The sequence below is a fragment of the Streptomyces sp. NPDC017943 genome (assembly GCF_044328425.1).
GTDB classification, from domain to species: domain Bacteria; phylum Actinomycetota; class Actinomycetes; order Streptomycetales; family Streptomycetaceae; genus Streptomyces; species Streptomyces djakartensis_A.
Genome location: NZ_JBIRHH010000002.1, coordinates 728781 through 743320, shown reverse-complemented (window position 1 = coordinate 743320; position 14540 = coordinate 728781). Strand labels below are relative to the sequence as shown.

General features: G+C 72.4%; 12 protein-coding genes. 8 read left to right on the top strand and 4 right to left on the bottom strand.

The features are described 5' to 3' along the window. The first annotated feature begins 15 nt into the window (after nucleotides 1-15). From ACH4C6_RS08330 to ACH4C6_RS08310, 5 genes are all read left to right on the top strand, one after another. The gene (locus ACH4C6_RS08330) at nucleotides 16-2634 is read left to right on the top strand and encodes a PA14 domain-containing protein (protein WP_398107722.1); all 2619 of its coding nucleotides are present in this window, start codon (nucleotides 16-18) and stop codon (nucleotides 2632-2634) included. 143 nt (nucleotides 2635-2777) lie between these two features. Then, nucleotides 2778-4121, top strand: coding sequence for a wax ester/triacylglycerol synthase family O-acyltransferase (locus ACH4C6_RS08325; RefSeq protein WP_398107721.1), 1344 nt, complete (start codon nucleotides 2778-2780; stop codon nucleotides 4119-4121). A gap of 105 nt (nucleotides 4122-4226) precedes the next feature. After that, nucleotides 4227-5729, top strand: coding sequence for an SDR family NAD(P)-dependent oxidoreductase (locus tag ACH4C6_RS08320; protein WP_398107720.1), 1503 nt, complete (start codon nucleotides 4227-4229; stop codon nucleotides 5727-5729). Nucleotides 5730-6179: 450 nt separating this feature from the next. Next, on the top strand, nucleotides 6180-6353 hold the full coding sequence (locus tag ACH4C6_RS08315; RefSeq protein WP_333936385.1) for a hypothetical protein: 174 nt from the start codon (nucleotides 6180-6182) through the stop codon (nucleotides 6351-6353). 56 nt (nucleotides 6354-6409) lie between these two features. Further along, nucleotides 6410-6892: a GNAT family N-acetyltransferase gene (locus ACH4C6_RS08310; RefSeq protein WP_398107719.1), complete on the top strand. Its 483-nt coding sequence runs from the start codon at nucleotides 6410-6412 to the stop codon at nucleotides 6890-6892. 38 nt (nucleotides 6893-6930) lie between these two features. Here ACH4C6_RS08310 and ACH4C6_RS08305 read toward each other — a convergent pair whose 3' ends face one another. From ACH4C6_RS08305 to ACH4C6_RS08290, 4 genes are all read right to left on the bottom strand, one after another. After that, nucleotides 6931-7338: a VOC family protein gene (locus tag ACH4C6_RS08305; RefSeq protein ID WP_398107718.1), complete on the bottom strand. Its 408-nt coding sequence runs from the start codon at nucleotides 7336-7338 to the stop codon at nucleotides 6931-6933. Between the two features lie 215 nt (nucleotides 7339-7553). Then, the gene (locus tag ACH4C6_RS08300; RefSeq protein WP_398107717.1) at nucleotides 7554-8888 is read right to left on the bottom strand and encodes an amidase; all 1335 of its coding nucleotides are present in this window, start codon (nucleotides 8886-8888) and stop codon (nucleotides 7554-7556) included. A 109-nt stretch (nucleotides 8889-8997) separates the two neighbouring features. After that, nucleotides 8998-10029 carry an alpha/beta hydrolase family protein gene (locus ACH4C6_RS08295; RefSeq protein WP_398107716.1) on the bottom strand — a complete coding sequence of 344 codons (1032 nt, stop codon included), beginning with the start codon at nucleotides 10027-10029 and terminating at the stop codon, nucleotides 8998-9000. Between the two features lie 90 nt (nucleotides 10030-10119). Next, nucleotides 10120-11133, bottom strand: a complete 1014-nt coding sequence (locus tag ACH4C6_RS08290; protein WP_398107938.1) for a LacI family DNA-binding transcriptional regulator — start codon at nucleotides 11131-11133, stop codon at nucleotides 10120-10122. A 277-nt stretch (nucleotides 11134-11410) separates the two neighbouring features. Here ACH4C6_RS08290 and ACH4C6_RS08285 point away from each other — a divergent pair, with 277 nt between their 5' ends. From ACH4C6_RS08285 to ACH4C6_RS08275, 3 genes are read left to right on the top strand one after another with little or no spacing between them, the layout of a single operon-like run. Continuing rightward, nucleotides 11411-12700 (top strand): ABC transporter substrate-binding protein, encoded by a 1290-nt coding sequence (locus tag ACH4C6_RS08285; protein ID WP_398107715.1) that lies wholly within the window; start codon nucleotides 11411-11413, stop codon nucleotides 12698-12700. Nucleotides 12701-12706: 6 nt separating this feature from the next. Then, nucleotides 12707-13600, top strand: coding sequence for a carbohydrate ABC transporter permease (locus ACH4C6_RS08280; protein ID WP_398107714.1), 894 nt, complete (start codon nucleotides 12707-12709; stop codon nucleotides 13598-13600). Continuing rightward, nucleotides 13597-14505, top strand: a complete 909-nt coding sequence (locus tag ACH4C6_RS08275; protein ID WP_398107713.1) for a carbohydrate ABC transporter permease — start codon at nucleotides 13597-13599, stop codon at nucleotides 14503-14505. The genes ACH4C6_RS08280 and ACH4C6_RS08275 overlap by 4 nt, the downstream gene beginning before the upstream one ends. The last annotated feature ends 35 nt before the right edge of the window (nucleotides 14506-14540 follow it).

The following is a 14540-nucleotide window of genomic DNA, read 5'->3' as shown; positions in this document are numbered from 1 at the left end:
TGGCATGGAGGTTCCGTGCGTCCCCGACGCCTCAGAAGCCGCCTCACGTTACTGCTCGCCGCGCTCCTCGCCCTGACCGGCCTGGCGTCCGCGCCCGCCCTCGCGGACGAACCCGCCGAGATCCACGGCCTCAAGGGCGAGTACTACACCCACTCCGCCCCCGGTGCCTTCGACTTCCACACCCTCAAGGCGACGACCTTCGAGAAGAACCTCGACTTCGACAACCTCGAACCGCGCCTGAACTTCACCACCGGCCGCTCCGACGACGTCAGCGTCCGCTGGACCGGCAGGATCGTCCCGGAGCGCACCGGTGCGCACACCTTCTCCCTCTCCGCCGACAACGGCTTCCGCCTCTGGATCGACGGCTCCCTCGCCATCGACCACTGGGTCGACGACTGGGACCGTGAGCAGACCTCGGCGCCGATCGAGCTGACCGCCGGAACGCCGTACGACATCAAGGTCGAGTACTTCGAGCACTACGGCGGCTCCAACCTCCACCTGCGCTGGACGCAGCCCGGGGCCGCCAAGCAGCCCGTCCCGCAGTCGGCCTTCCTCCTCCCCGACGGCTTCGACTACGACGGGGCCCTCTCCGCCACTGTGCAGAGCAGCGGCCGCACCCTGAAGCTCGACTTCGCCCGGCCGGTCGCCGCGCCCCCGGCCGGCTTCACCGAGCACCTCACGGCGGTGATCGGCGGTGCCGTCTGGCCGCTGGGCGCCGTCCGGGTCGACCCCTCCGACCCCGCCGCCCTCCTGGTCGCACTCGACGAGCCCGTCGTCGGCAACAGGACCGGCACGGCCAAGGGCTCCGCCGACGTCCGCTACGACGGCGAGGGCGGCCTCTCCGACGCCGACGGCAACGTTGTCAGTGCCTTCTGGACGAGCGGCCCCAACCACTCGACGCATCAGCTGCGCACCCGCTGGGCCGACGAGGTCGGACCGGACGACGCCCTGCCCGAGTACCCGCGGCCGCAGCTGACCCGGGCCGACTGGCGCAACCTGAACGGCCGCTGGCAGTTCGCCGCCGCCGAGCCGGGCGAGCAGCCGCCCGTCGGCAGGACGCTGAAGGAGCGCATCCTCGTGCCCTACCCGGTGGAGTCCCAGCTCTCCGGGATCGAACGGCACGAGGACCGCATGTGGTACCGCCGCACCTTCACCGTCCCGCGCGACTGGCACATCGGCTCCGCCCGGCGGCTCAAGCTCAACTTCGGGGCCGTCGACTGGCGCTCCGAGGTCTACGTCAACGGCACGAAGGTCGCCACGCACGAGGGCGGCTACGACAAGTTCGCCGCCGACGTCACCGACGCGCTGAAGCCCGGCCGCACCCAGGAGCTGATCGTCGGCGTCTACGACCCGACCGACGCCGCCTCCGGCGAGAACCCGCCGCTCGGCAAGCAGCGCCTGGACCCCAGCGGCATCTGGTACACCCCGTCCTCCGGCATCTGGCAGACGGTGTGGCTGGAGCCGGTCGCCCGCGACCACGTCGACTCCCTCAAGATCACACCCGACGTCGCCGGGGAGAAGGTCACCGTCGAGGCCCGGGGCGTCCGCGACGGCGTACCGGTCATGGCGACGGCGTACGAGGGCCGGCGCAAGGTGGCCACGGCCCGCGGCCGCACCGGCGGGCCGCTGACCCTGACCGTCGAGGACCCGCACCTGTGGTCGCCGGACGACCCCTTCCTCTACCGGCTCGAGGTGAAGGCCGGCGCCGACCGGGTCGGCAGCTACTTCGGGATGCGCTCCGTCGCCGTCGAGAAGGTGAACGGCGTGCCGCGCACACTCCTCAACGGTGAGCCCGTCTTCATGATGGCCACCCTCGACCAGGGCTTCTGGCCGGACGGCCTGCACACCGCGCCCACCGACGAGGCCCTGGCCTACGACCTGAAGGTGCACAAGCAGCTCGGCTACAACGCGGTGCGCAAGCACATCAAGGTGGAGCCCGACCGCTGGTTCTACTGGGCCGACCGGCTCGGACTGCTGGTCTGGCAGGACATGCCGGCGATGACCGCCGGGGTGAACCCGAGCGCCTCCGCCCGCGCCCGCTACGAGCGGGAGCTGAAGGAGATGATCGACGAGCACGTCAGCAGCCCGTCGGTCGTCATGTGGGTGACCTTCAACGAGGGCTGGGGCCAGTACGACGTGGGCCGGGTCGCCGAGCAGGCCAAGGCCTGGGACCCCACCCGCCTCGTCAACAACCAGTCCGGCCTGAACCTCGGGGCCGACGGCAACGCCGGCGACATCATGGACGAGCACGGCTACCCGAGCCCCGCCCTGCCGCCCCGCCCCGACGGGGAGCGCGCCCTGGTCAGCGGTGAGTACGGCGGACTGGGCCTGGCGGTGCCCGGCCACGCCTGGTCGGTGCAGCAGTCGTACGTCGACGTCGACCCGGCCCGCTACACCGAGGACTACCTCGAGAAGCTGGACGAGGTCCGGGCACTGGCCTGCAAGGGCGGCAACGGCGCCGTGTACACCCAGATCGCGGATGTCGAGGGCGAGCTGAACGGTCTGCTCACCTACGACCGTGCGGTGCTCAAACCCGACACGGCCCGGCTGAAGGCCGCGCACGAGGCGCTGATCCGTGACGCCTCCCGGGTGACTCCCACGGGGTGCCCGGCGCCGCAACCTGTGCTGGACTAGCGGCACCTGCACCATGAGTCCCGCCCCTGTCACCGGGGCGGGACTCGACCCGCTGTGTACTGTACGTAGCTTGATCATGCTTGACCGTAATCGGCTGGGAGCGATTGACTGCCGGCTCATCCGTCGTCGACCGAGGCAAGCCCTTGACTGCTGATCTGCTCGCTCCTCTGGACCTGGCGTTCTGGAACCTCGAGTCCGCGGACCACCCGATGCACCTCGGCGCCCTCGGGATCTTCACCGCGCACTCGCCCACCGCGGGCGCCCACGCGGCGGACCTCCTCGCGGCCCGCGCGGCCGGCGTCCCCGGGCTGCGCATGCGGATCCGCGACGTGTGGCAGCCGCTGCCCGCCGCCCTGCGCAGCCCCTTCTCCTTCGGCGGCGCCGCCCGCGAACCGGACCCGGACTTCGACCCCGTGCACCACGTCCGGCTGCACGCCCCCGCCGCCGACTTCCACGCGGCGGCGGGACGCCTCATGGGACGCCCGCTGGAGCGGGGCCGGCCGCCCTGGGAGGCCCATGTGCTGCCGGGCGCGGACGGCGACTGCTTCGCGGTGCTGTTCAAGTTCCACCACGCCCTGGCCGACGGGCTGCGGGCGCTGACCCTCGCCGCGGGCGTCATGGACCCGATGGACCTGCCCGCGTCCCGCCCCCGCCCCGCCGCGCCCCCGCGCCCCCTCCTCCCGGACGTGCGCGACCTGCCCGGGATGGTGCGCGGCGCCCTGTCCGACGTGGGCCGCGCCCTGGACATCGGCTCCGCCGTCGCCCGCTCCTCCCTCGACGTGCGCTCCGCCCCGGCGCTCGGCTGCGAGCCGAGCGGCACCCGTCGTACCGCCGGGGTGGTGCTGGACCTCGACGACGTGCACCGGATCCGCAAGAGCGTCGGCGGCACGGTCAACGACGTGCTCATCGCCGTCGTCGCCGGCGCCCTGCGCCGCTGGCTCGACGAACGCGGCGACGGCAGCGAGGGCGTCGCACCCCGGGCCCTGATCCCCGTCTCCCGGCGCCGTCCGCGCACCGCGCACCCGCAGGGCAACCGGCTCTCCGGGTACCTGATACGGCTTCCCGTGGAGGACCCGGACCCGCTGGCCCGCCTGGCCTCGGTCCGGGAGGCCATGGACCGCAACAAGGACGCCGGCCCCCACCGGGGCGCGGGCGCCGTCGCCCTGCTCGCCGACCACGTCCCCGCCCTGGTCCACCGGCTGGGCGGACCCGTCGTCGGGCAGGCGGCACGGCTCTGGTTCGACCTGCTCGTGACCAGCGTGCCGCTGCCCAGCCTCGGCCTGAGGCTCGGCGGCCACCCGCTCACCGCCGTCTTCCCGCTGGCCCCGCTGGCCCCCGGCCACTCCCTGGCGGTCGCCGTCTCCACCTACCGGGGCAGCGTCCACTACGGGCTGGTCGCGGACGGCGAGGCGGTACCCGACCTCGGCCTGTTCGCCGACGCCGTCTCCCGGGAGGTGGCGGAGCTGACCGAGGTGTGCCGGCCCTGAACGGGCACGGGTTTGGCGGAGCGGCCCGGCGCTGAAGTAAAATTCGCCGTTCGAATGCGGGCGCGACCGGCGCGCCACGACGGCAGAGCAGGGAACGCAGCGGCGATGACGGTGACAGAGGACGGCCCGCAGGCCATCAACGAGGCGAGCGGGCTCCCGTACGGACCCGGTATCGACCCCGAGCGCCTGGCCGTCTGTCTCAGCGTGCTCGAGGAACTCGACAAGCTCGAGGTCGACCACCCGGACGCGATCGCCGTGCGCCGGGCCACCGCGGGCGTCTACCGCACGGTCAAGCAGCGCCGCCGCCAGGAGCGCCGGGCCGCCAAGACCGCCCACGACAAGGCGGTCACGGAGGCCACGGCGACCGGCTCGGCCCAGCGCATCGACGACGAGACCGAGGGCCTGCTGCCCTCCTCGCGCACCGAGGAGGGCCGGATCGCGGGGATACTCCAGCGCCCGCGCTCCTGCTACACCTGCAAGTCGCGCTACGTGGAGGTCGACTACTTCTACCACCAGCTCTGTCCGGACTGCGCCCGCGTCAACCGCGAGAAGCGCGACGTCCGGGCCGACCTGTCCGGCAAGCGCGCCCTGCTCACCGGCGGCCGGGCCAAGATCGGCATGTACATCGCGCTCAGGCTGCTGCGCGACGGTGCCCACACCACGATCACCACGCGCTTCCCCAAGGACGCCATCCGCCGCTTCAAGGCCATGGACGACTCCGCGGAATGGATGCACCGGCTCGAGGTCGTGGGGATCGACCTGCGCGACCCGGCCCAGGCGGTGGCCCTCGCCGAGCAGGTCGCCGAGGCGGGCCCGCTCGACATCCTCGTCAACAACGCGACCCAGACGGTCCGCCGGCTGCCGTCGGCCTATGCCGCCCTCGTCGAGGGCGAGAGCGCGCCGCTGCCCGCCGGTGAACTGCCCGCCCACCACGTCATCGGCGCGTTCAACTCCGGCGCGGTCGACGGCCTCGCCGCGCTGCCGCTCGGCACCAGCGGCCTGGACGCGCAGAAGGTCGCCGACCTCGCCCTGGTCGCGGGCAACGCCAGCGTGGAACGGCACCTGGACGGCACGGCGATCGACGCGGGCGGCCTCGTCCCCGACGTCGTCGACACCAACACCTGGGTGCAGACCATCGAGCAGATCTCCCCGGTGGAGCTGCTGGAGACCCAGCTGTGCAACTACACGGCGCCGTTCATCCTCATCAGCAAGCTGCGCCCCGCGATGGCCGAGGCGGCGAAGAAGGCGGAGAGCGGGCGCGCGTACGTCGTCAACGTGTCGGCGATGGAGGGAGTGTTCGGCCGCGGCTACAAGGGCGCGGGGCACCCCAACACCAACGCCGCCAAGGCCGCGATGAACATGGTCACGCGCACCAGTGCCCAGGAGATGTTCCAGTCCGACGGCATCCTGATGACCTCGGTCGACACGGGCTGGATCACCGACGAGCGGCCGCACTACGACAAGCTGCGGCTCGCCGAGGCCGGTTTCCACGCACCGCTCGACCTGGTCGACGGCGCGGCCCGGGTGTACGACCCGATCGTGCGGGGCGAGGCCGGCGAGGACCTGTACGGCGTCTTCCTGAAGGACTACGCGCCCGGGAAGTGGTAGGGCGCCCCGGGCGGCGGGCCGGTGACGGAGTGCCGGTTCCCGCCCGGCCGCGCCGGGGGAGCCGGAAGGGCGTGATCACTGCGGCGTGTCTCGAAAGGGTCGTCGCGCACCTACGCCGAACGAGTGATTTGTGAAACGCCTATTGGGTGACAAAACGGGGCGAAAACCCCCGGTGAACGCCAGATGACGCGCGATCGTTACCGCTTGTTTTCAGCCCCATCGAGCGGGTGCCCGCTCATGTGGTTAACCTGAGGCGGACGGACAGCAGCACGGGTCCTACCCACACCCACGGTCCGTCTGGGACAAGCCGGTTCACCACGGCTGCTCTCCCGTGAGTCGACCGGCGCCACCGCGTCCGAACTGCACATGACACGCAACCCCGAGGGGGCGTCAGGCGCAGCTGGACCGGCGCGTACGTCCCCAGGGTGACCGACACATAAGGAGTGCGCGGTGACACCGGAGAAGACGAAGCGCGATCAGCGCCCCAAGGAACTCGGCGAGCGCGCCGGCCGACGGGCCGACGAGCTCGGCAGCCTCGACGTGTGGGCCCGTTCGGCCCCGATCCGCCTCGCGGGCTACGAGGACGACCTCGCCGAGCCCCACATCCTGCCCAGCGTCGACTGACACGGGCGGGCCCCCACCGCGCTCTGCGAACGCATGGGCGTGCCACACTCGCACCCATGCTGATCAGGGAAGCAACGGCTGACGACTGGCCTCGCATCTGGCCGTTCTGGCACCGCATCGTCGCCGCGGGCGAGACCTACGCATGGGACCCGGGAACCTCCGAGGAGGAGGCCCGGGTCCTGTGGATGAACCCGGCGAAGCGCGTCTGGGTCGTCGAGGACGACGGCGGCACCGTCGTCGCCTCCGCCTACCTCACCCCCAACTACGGCGGTCCCGCCGCCCGGATCGCCAACGCCGGCTTCATGGTCGACCCCGACCGGGGCGGCCGGGGCCACGGCAGGGCCCTGGCGGAGCACCTGCTGGCCGAGGCCCGGGCCGCCGGGTACCGGGGGATGGTGTTCAACGCCGTCGTCGAGACCAACCCGGCCGTGCGCCTGTGGACCTCGCTCGGTTTCACCGTCCTCGGCACGGTCCCGGACGCCTTCGAGCATCCCCGGCACGGCCTCGTCGGACTGCACATCATGTACCGGGCGCTGTAGGCGTCCGGGGCCGGACCGGCCGCGGCCGTCCGCGGCCGTCAGGGCCGGGCGTACGGCCGGGTCATGATCTCCATGTTGTGGCCGTCCGGGTCGTCGAAGTAGGCGCCCCGGCCGCCGAACAGGCCGTTCACCCGGCCCGGTTCGGTGTGGCCCGGGTCGGCGTAGTAGGGGACGCCGAGCGCCTCCAGCCGGGCGATCATCGTGTCGAACTGCTCCTCGGGCACCAGGAACGCGTAGTGCTGGGGCTGGACGGGCTCGTCGCGCTTCTCGTAGTAGTCGAGGGTCACGCCGTTGCCCAGGTCGACCGGGAGGAACGGGCCGAACGGGGCGCCGACCTCCAGACCCAGGACGGCCGCGAGGAACTCCGCCGACAGGTGGCGGTCGGAGGCGTAGACGGCGGTGTGGTCGAGGCGGGCGACCGTGGTCGGCAACTCGGTGCGGGGCATGGGGGACAAGGGTGGATGCTCTCCGGGTGTCGGGGTCCGTGACGAGGCGCCGCTGAACGGCGCGGGAACGAGAACGCGGAGACATGAGGCGGGGCGCGTGCCCTCTCCGGCGCTCGGAGGGGCCGGGGCGGGGCCGTCCCCGCCGGGCTCACTCCGAGGCCGGGCGCCTCACTCGTGCATGGCCTACGGCCGACCCGGCAGTCACCCGGCCGACTCTAGTCGACCGGCGCGGTGCGCCGCCACGGCTTTCGGGTCTCCAACTGCTCCGCGAGCGCGAGGAGTCGGGACTCCGAGCCCGGCAGTCCCACCAGCTGCACCGAGCAGGGGGCGCCGGAGGGGAGCGTGCCGAAGGGAACCGCCATCGCGGGCCAGCCGGTCAGGTTCCACGGCGGGGTCAGAGGCGAGTACGCGGTGTTGGCCAGCAGGTTGCGCAGCCAGCCGCGTTCGTGCCACGGCCCGGCCTGGGGGGAGCGGCGGGCGAGCGCGGGTGTGAGCAGCACGTCGTGCTCCGCGAAGAACGGCTCCAGTCGCTGCCGGAGCTTCTCGCGTCCCGCGCCGGAGGCCGCCGACGGGACGAAGGGGCGGCCGATGCGCGCGTGGACCCGGGTGCGCCGGGTCAGCCGGCCCGGGTCGAGGGCCCGGGCGTCGGCGGCCGTGCCCGCCGTCCAGTGGGTCAGCGAGGTCGCCGCCAGGGACAGGGGGTAGGGCGGGTCGGCGCGGCGGACCTGGTGGCCCGCCCGCATCAGCACGCCGGCCGCGTCCCGGGCGGCCGCCGCGTAGGGGCGGCTGACGACGGTCCCGGCCAGTGGGCTGCGCAGCGACACCGCCACCCGCAGCGTGCCGGGGCCGGGCCCGAACTCCGTCCCGGCGAGGACCGACAGCACCAGCCGGGCGTCCTCGACGGTGGTGGCGAGCGGGCCGTGCTCGGCCATGCCGAACCAGGTGCCGCCGTCGCCCGTCGGCACCACGCCGCGGCCCGGCTTGACGGTGACGAGGCCGCAGTTGGCGGCCGGTATGCGCAGGGAGCCCATGCCGTCGTTGCCGAGGGCGACGGGAACCATCCCGGCGGCGACGGCGGCGGCGCTGCCGCCCGACGAACCGCCCGCCGAGCGCGAGGGGTCCCAGGGGTTGCGGGTCACGCCCAGCACGCCGTCCGTCGTGCCGAAGACGCACAGCTCCGGCACGTGCGTCAGTCCCACGACCACCGCTCCGGCCGCCCGCAGCCGGGCGACCGTCACATGGTCGCGCTGGGCCGGTGTGTCGGGCGTCGCGGCCGAGCCGATGCGGGTGGACTCGCCGCGCACCGGCAGGTTGTCCTTGACCGCGACGGGCACCCCGGCCAGGGGCAGTTCCGCGAAGTCGCCGCGGGCCGCCACCTCGTCCGCCTCGGCCAGCGCCGCACGGCCGCGCACCGCACGGAACGCGCCGACCCGGCCGTCGAGCCGCTCGATCCGGGCGAGGTGCTCGGCCACCACCTCGCGGGGCGTGACCCGCTTGTCGCGGACGGCGGCGGATATCTCGGCGGCGGTGCGGCCGGCCCAGGTGGTCACAGCGGCTCCTCGAAGGGATCGACACGGACTTACTGACGAGTACGCAAGGAGAACTGTGCACCCGGTGGTCCGTGCGCGTCGAGGCCACCGGGCGGACCGGAGGCCGCCCTCAGCGCAGATGGCGTGCGAGGAAGGCCTCGGTGGCGTCCATCTCGGCGGCCCAGCGGGGACCGAAGGTGTGGCCCTCGCCGGGGACCGTGCGCAGCTCCACGTCCTTGCCCGCCGCGTCGAACACGGCGGCGGCCTCCCGGGACCAGGCCGGTGGGCAGGTCTCGTCCGCGGTGCCGTGCTGGATCAGCAGCGGCTCGGTCACGCGGTCGGCGTAGGTGAGGGGTGAGATGCCGCGCCAGAACGCCGGGTTCTCCCCGGGAGTGCCGTGCGCGTCCTCGATCTCGGCGACGACCGGGTCGCCGTCGGGCCGCTGGAAGTGGTCGATGTTCTCCTCCGGGCGCGCGCTCACCGGGGCGTACGCCACGGCGGCGTCGAACAGGCCGGGCGCCACGACCAGTGTGTTGTACACGACCCCGCCGCCCATGGACCGGCCGAACAGCCCGATGCGGTCGCCGTCGATCTCCGGGCGCCCGGAGTCGCGCAGGGCCAGGGCGGCCCCGATGACGTCCTCGGTGTAGCCGAGGCGCAGGTTCACGTCGTTGTCCGGGTCGTCGTCGGAGCGGGCGTGGTTGCGGTAGTCGGTGTGCAGGACGACGTAGCCCTCGCGGGCCAGGCGGTCCTGCTCGCGCGGCATGCCCTGGCCGCTGACGTAGACGTCCGGGTCGATGTAGCCGTGAGCCAGGACCAGCGCCGGGAACGGCCCCTCGCCCTCGGGGACGTTCATGATCCCCGAGATGGTCAGGCCGTTCGCCTCGTAGGTGACCGCGTAGCGGGTGTAGGCGGAGGTGCGGTCGAGCACGTCGCCGAGCCGGAGGTCCGAGCCGGTGTGCTCGCGCCGCATCAGCGCCGGGAGGGAGACGGGGTCGACCCGGTCGGGGGAGGGGGAGGCGCTGCTCGGGCTCCGTTCCCCCGCCGCGCGCGTGGTCACGGTGCCGGTCGCGGGCGCGGCGGAACCGTCACCGCCGGTGCAGCCGCCCGCGACGGCCAGCAGCAGCCCGGCGGCGGCACAGGCGGTGCCGCGGGGGCGCATACCGCCCATTGTGGCCCGACACGGGAGTGCGGTGCACGGTCCCGGCCGGGGCGTGACCCGCGCCGGCCGTGCCGCCCCGCGGGGCGGGCCCTACGGCGTGACCCGGGACGGCCCCGTGCTGTTGCGCTCGATCAGCTCCGGCACCGGCACCCGCACGGTCCGGGCCGGACCGCCGTCCAGGAGGGCGGTCAGCTCGCGGGCCGCCGTGCGGCCGAACTCCACGCTGTCCCGGGACAGCGCCGACAGCCACGGCTTGACCAGACGGCACAGCGCGGAGTCCTCCCAGGCCACCACGGACACGTCGGCCGGCACGGCGAAGCCCAGGTCGGCCGCGGCGGCGACGCCCGCGACGGCCATCACGTCGTTGTCGTAGATCAGGGCCGTGGGGGCGTCCGGACCGCTCAGCACCCGGCGGGTGACGGCCGCCCCCGCCTCGTCCGAGTAGTCGGTCGGCACCGACTGCACGGCGGACAGGCCCCGCCGCTGCGCCTCGGCCCGCAGTGTGCGGATCCGGCGCTCGGTGTGGGCCAGCCCGGGCAGCCCCGCGATGTGCGCGATCCGCCGGTGGCCGAGCGCGTACAACCCGTCCACCACCGCCGCCATGGCGCCCGCGTCGTCCGCCCACACCGTCGACAGCCCCGGGTGCCGCTCCTCGGGGTCACCGCCGATCACCACGCCGGGCAGCCCCAGTTCGTCGAGCAGGGCGGGCCGGGGGTCGTCGGTGCGGGGGTCGACCACGAGGACTCCGTCGACCCGGTGCTCGGCCCACCACCGCCGGTACACCGCGCACTCGTCGTCGATGTCCTCGGCGATCTGGAACAGCAGCCCCAGATGCCGTTCGGCGAGGACCTCCTGGATGCCGGAGACGAGCTGGAGGAAGAACGAGTCCACGCCCAGCGTCCCCGCCGCACGGGCCAGGACGAAGCCGACGGTCGCGGCCCCCTCGCCGGACAGGGCGCGCGCCGCCGTGCTGGGCCGCCAGCCCAGCTGCTCGGCGACCCGGCGCACCCGGTCCCGGGTGACCTCGGAGACACCGGGCCTGCCGTTCAGCGCGAAGGAGACCGCGCTCTCGGAGACCCCGGCCCGCCGGGCGATGTCCTTCATCGTCGGCCGGCGGGCCGGTGAGCGCTTTTCCGTCACCCTTGCTCTCCGTTCGGTGCGACACGGCATGTGCACTAATGCGCTTGAGTGCCAACACCCTAAAGCGCATTAGTGATCTAGTGCAAGAGCCGCCGTGAAGCCCGCCTGACCTGCATGAATGCCCAACTAATGACTTTAGTCGAGCGGAATCCATTGACTTCGCCGAAGACGACGATGCAATGTCTGCCCCGGCGTCATCTCCGCCGCCCCCGCCCCGTTCCCCCCGAAGGAGCCGGTCCCTGTGCGCATCCCCCGCAGAGCCTTCGCCGCCGCTGCCGTCGCCGTCCTGCTGCCCCTCAGTGCCTGCGGTTCCGGGGACGGCGGGGGCGGGTCGGGTGACGCCTCGGGCAAGGTCGAGGGCGACATCACCTTCCAGACCTGGAACCTGCGCGCCAACTTCAAGCCCTACTTCGAGGGCCTGATCGCCGAGTTCGAGAAGAAGCACCCGGGCACCGACGTGAAGTGGGTCGACCAGCCCGCCGAGGGCTACGCCGACAAGATCAGCGCCGACGCCGCCGGCGGCACCCTGCCCGACGTCGTCAACGTCTCGCCCGACCTCGTGGCGCCCCTCGCCAAGGCCGGACTGGCCCTCGACCTGGACAAGGCCGCGCCGCAGTACGAGAAGGAGTACCTGCCCGGCGCCTGGGCCGGCCACCGGATACCGGGCATGACCGGCACGTACGCCTTCCCCTGGTACCTCAACACCGGCCCGCTGTTCTACAACAAGACCCTGTTCGAGCAGGCGGGGCTCGACCCGCAGAAGCCGCCGAGGACCTACGACGACCTCTTCGCCGACGCCCTGCGCATGGCGGACAGGAGCGACGGGAAGGTCGCCACCCTCGCCAACGTGCCCACCATCGAGGACTTCGGCCGCTACGGCGTCCCGCTGATGAACAAGGAAGGCACCGCCTTCACCTTCGACGACGCCAAGGGCGTGGAACTCCTCACCAAGTACAAGGAGTTGTACGACGCCAAGGCCCTCGACCGGCAGGCCCTGACCGCCACGCCCGAGTCCTCCGGCAAGAAGTTCCTCACCGGGGCCGTCGCCATGAACCCCGGCAGCGCCCTCGACCTCGGGAACTTCAAGAAGCAGGCGCCGAGCTTGTACAGGAACATCGGCATCACCGACCAGATCACCAGCACCGGGCACGTCAACATGTACGTGATGGGCGTGATGGTGAACTCCCAGTCGAAGCGCAAGCCCGCGGCGGTCGCCTTCGCGCACTTCGTGACCGACGCGGCGCACCAGATGTCCTTCGCCAAGAAGGTCGCCATCTTCCCCAGCACCGCCGGTTCGCTGGACGACCCGTACTTCACGAAGCAGGACGGCACCGACGAGACCCGCGTCCGCGTCGCCGCCGCCAAGTCGCTGAAGACGGCCGTGAACTACACGCCGGTGCTGTTCAGCGAGCAGATGAAGATCGCGCTGCGCAACCAGGTCGCCAAGGCGCTCCAGGGCAAGCAGAGCCCGAAGGAAGCCCTCGACAACGCTGTCAAGGAGTGCGACCGGCTCCTGAAGCAGCAGGGCTGACCCGTCATGGCCTCCTCCGGCATCCCCCGGGTGCGGCGTCAACTGCCGACCAGCCCCTGGCTGTTCGCCGCCCCCGGACTGCTCGTCACCGGCGCGTTCGTGCTCTACCCGTTCCTCTCCACGCTGGTGAACTCCTTCACCGACCGCCGCACCCTGATCCCCGGGACGTTCGTGGGGCTCGCCAACTTCCGCGAGCTGCTGCACGACGACATGTTCTGGATCGGGCTGCGCAACAGCACCCTCTACGTCGTCGGAGTCGTGCCCCTGCTGGTCGTCCTGCCGCTGCTGCTGGCGCTGCTGGTGCAGAGGAACATCCCCGGCATCACCTTCTTCCGGTCCGCGTTCTACACCCCCGTCGTCGCCTCGATCGTCGTCGTCGGCCTGATCTGGGTGTGGCTCCTCGACGACCGCGGACTGGTCAACGCGATGCTGGAGGCGGCCGGTGCGGACAAGGTCGCCTTCCTCAGCGACCAGTGGCTGCTGCTGCTGAGCGCCATGGCCGTCACGGTGTGGAAGGGCCTCGGCTACTACATGATCATCTACCTGGCGGCGCTCGGGAACGTGCCGCGCGAACTGCACGAGGCGGCCGCCGTCGACGGGGCGGGCGCCGTGCGCCGGTTCCTGACCGTGACCGTGCCCGCCGTCCGCTCCACCATGGTGCTCGTCGCGGCGCTCTCCTCGGTCGCCGCGTTCAAGGTGTTCTCCGAGGTGTACCTGCTGGCCGGCCCGAGCGGCGGCCCGGCCGGCGAGGACACCACCCTCGTCATGCTCGTCCAGCGCACCGGCACCGGCCTGAGCGGCCGGGTCGGCTACGCCTCCGCCCTCTCCGTCGTCGTCTTCGCCGTCACCGTGGCCCTGATGCTGCTCGTGCTGCGCGCCGACAGGAAGGAGGACTCGTGAGCGTCCTCCGGAAGGCACCTCCCGGGCGGAAGGCGCCCGCCGCGGCCCGCGAACCGCGGATCACCGACGAGCACGGCCGCCGCGTCCGGGTGTGGGAACTCGCCCTGCGCTACGTCCTGCTGCTCGCCGTCCTCGCCCTGACCATCGGCCCGTTCCTGTGGCAGCTGTCCACCTCCCTCAAGGGCCCCACCGAGGACATCTACAGCTCCCCTCCGGCGTTCCTGCCGGGCGACCCCACCCTGCACAACTACGAGCGGGTCGCCGACACCATCCCCGTGTGGGACTACGCCCTCAACTCCCTGAAGGTCGCCACCGCCAACGTCGTCACCAACTGCGCCGGCTCGGCCCTCGCCGGCTACGCCCTGGCCCGTCTGCGCTACCGCGGCCGCCGCGCCGCCACCCTGGCCTTCGTCCTGGCGATGCTCGTCCCCGTCGAGGGCATCATCATCGCCCAGTTCACCACCATGCGGGAGCTCGGCCTCAACAACACCCTGGTCGGCGTGGTCCTGCCGGGCTGCATCGGCGCCATGAACGTCCTGCTGATGCGCAACGCCTTCCTCAACCTGCCCTACGAGATCGAGGAGGCGGCCTTCGTCGACGGCGCCGACGTGTGGCAGCGCTTCCTGCGCATCGCCCTGCCCTCGGTCAAGGGCACCCTCGCCGTCGTCGCGATCTTCGCCTTCATGGGCGCCTGGGACGACTTCCTGTGGCCGCTCATCGTGCTGAGCGACCCCTCCAAGTTCACCCTCACCATCGGCCTCGACTACCTGCACGGCACCTTCGCCAACGACGAACGCCTCGTCGCCGCGGGCACGATCATCGCCGTCGCACCGCTGATCGCCCTCTTCGCCTGCCTCCAGCGGTACTTCTTCCGCGGCGTCGGCGAGGGCGCCGTCAAGGGCTGACCCCGTACCTCCGTCCTCCGTCGCAAGGGACCCGC

Bases quoted from the DNA above. Each gene is read 5' to 3' on its own strand.
- ACH4C6_RS08320 (WP_398107720.1), top strand. From the start codon at position 4,227: ATGACGGTGACAGAGGACGGCCCGCAGGCCATCAACGAGGCGAGCGGG.
- ACH4C6_RS08310 (WP_398107719.1), top strand. From the start codon at position 6,410: ATGCTGATCAGGGAAGCAACGGCTGACGACTGGCCTCGCATCTGGCCG.
- ACH4C6_RS08305 (WP_398107718.1), bottom strand. From the start codon at position 7,338: ATGCCCCGCACCGAGTTGCCGACCACGGTCGCCCGCCTCGACCACACC.
- ACH4C6_RS08295 (WP_398107716.1), bottom strand. From the start codon at position 10,029: ATGCGCCCCCGCGGCACCGCCTGTGCCGCCGCCGGGCTGCTGCTGGCC.
- ACH4C6_RS08290 (WP_398107938.1), bottom strand. From the start codon at position 11,133: ATGAAGGACATCGCCCGGCGGGCCGGGGTCTCCGAGAGCGCGGTCTCC.
- ACH4C6_RS08280 (WP_398107714.1), top strand. From the start codon at position 12,707: ATGGCCTCCTCCGGCATCCCCCGGGTGCGGCGTCAACTGCCGACCAGC.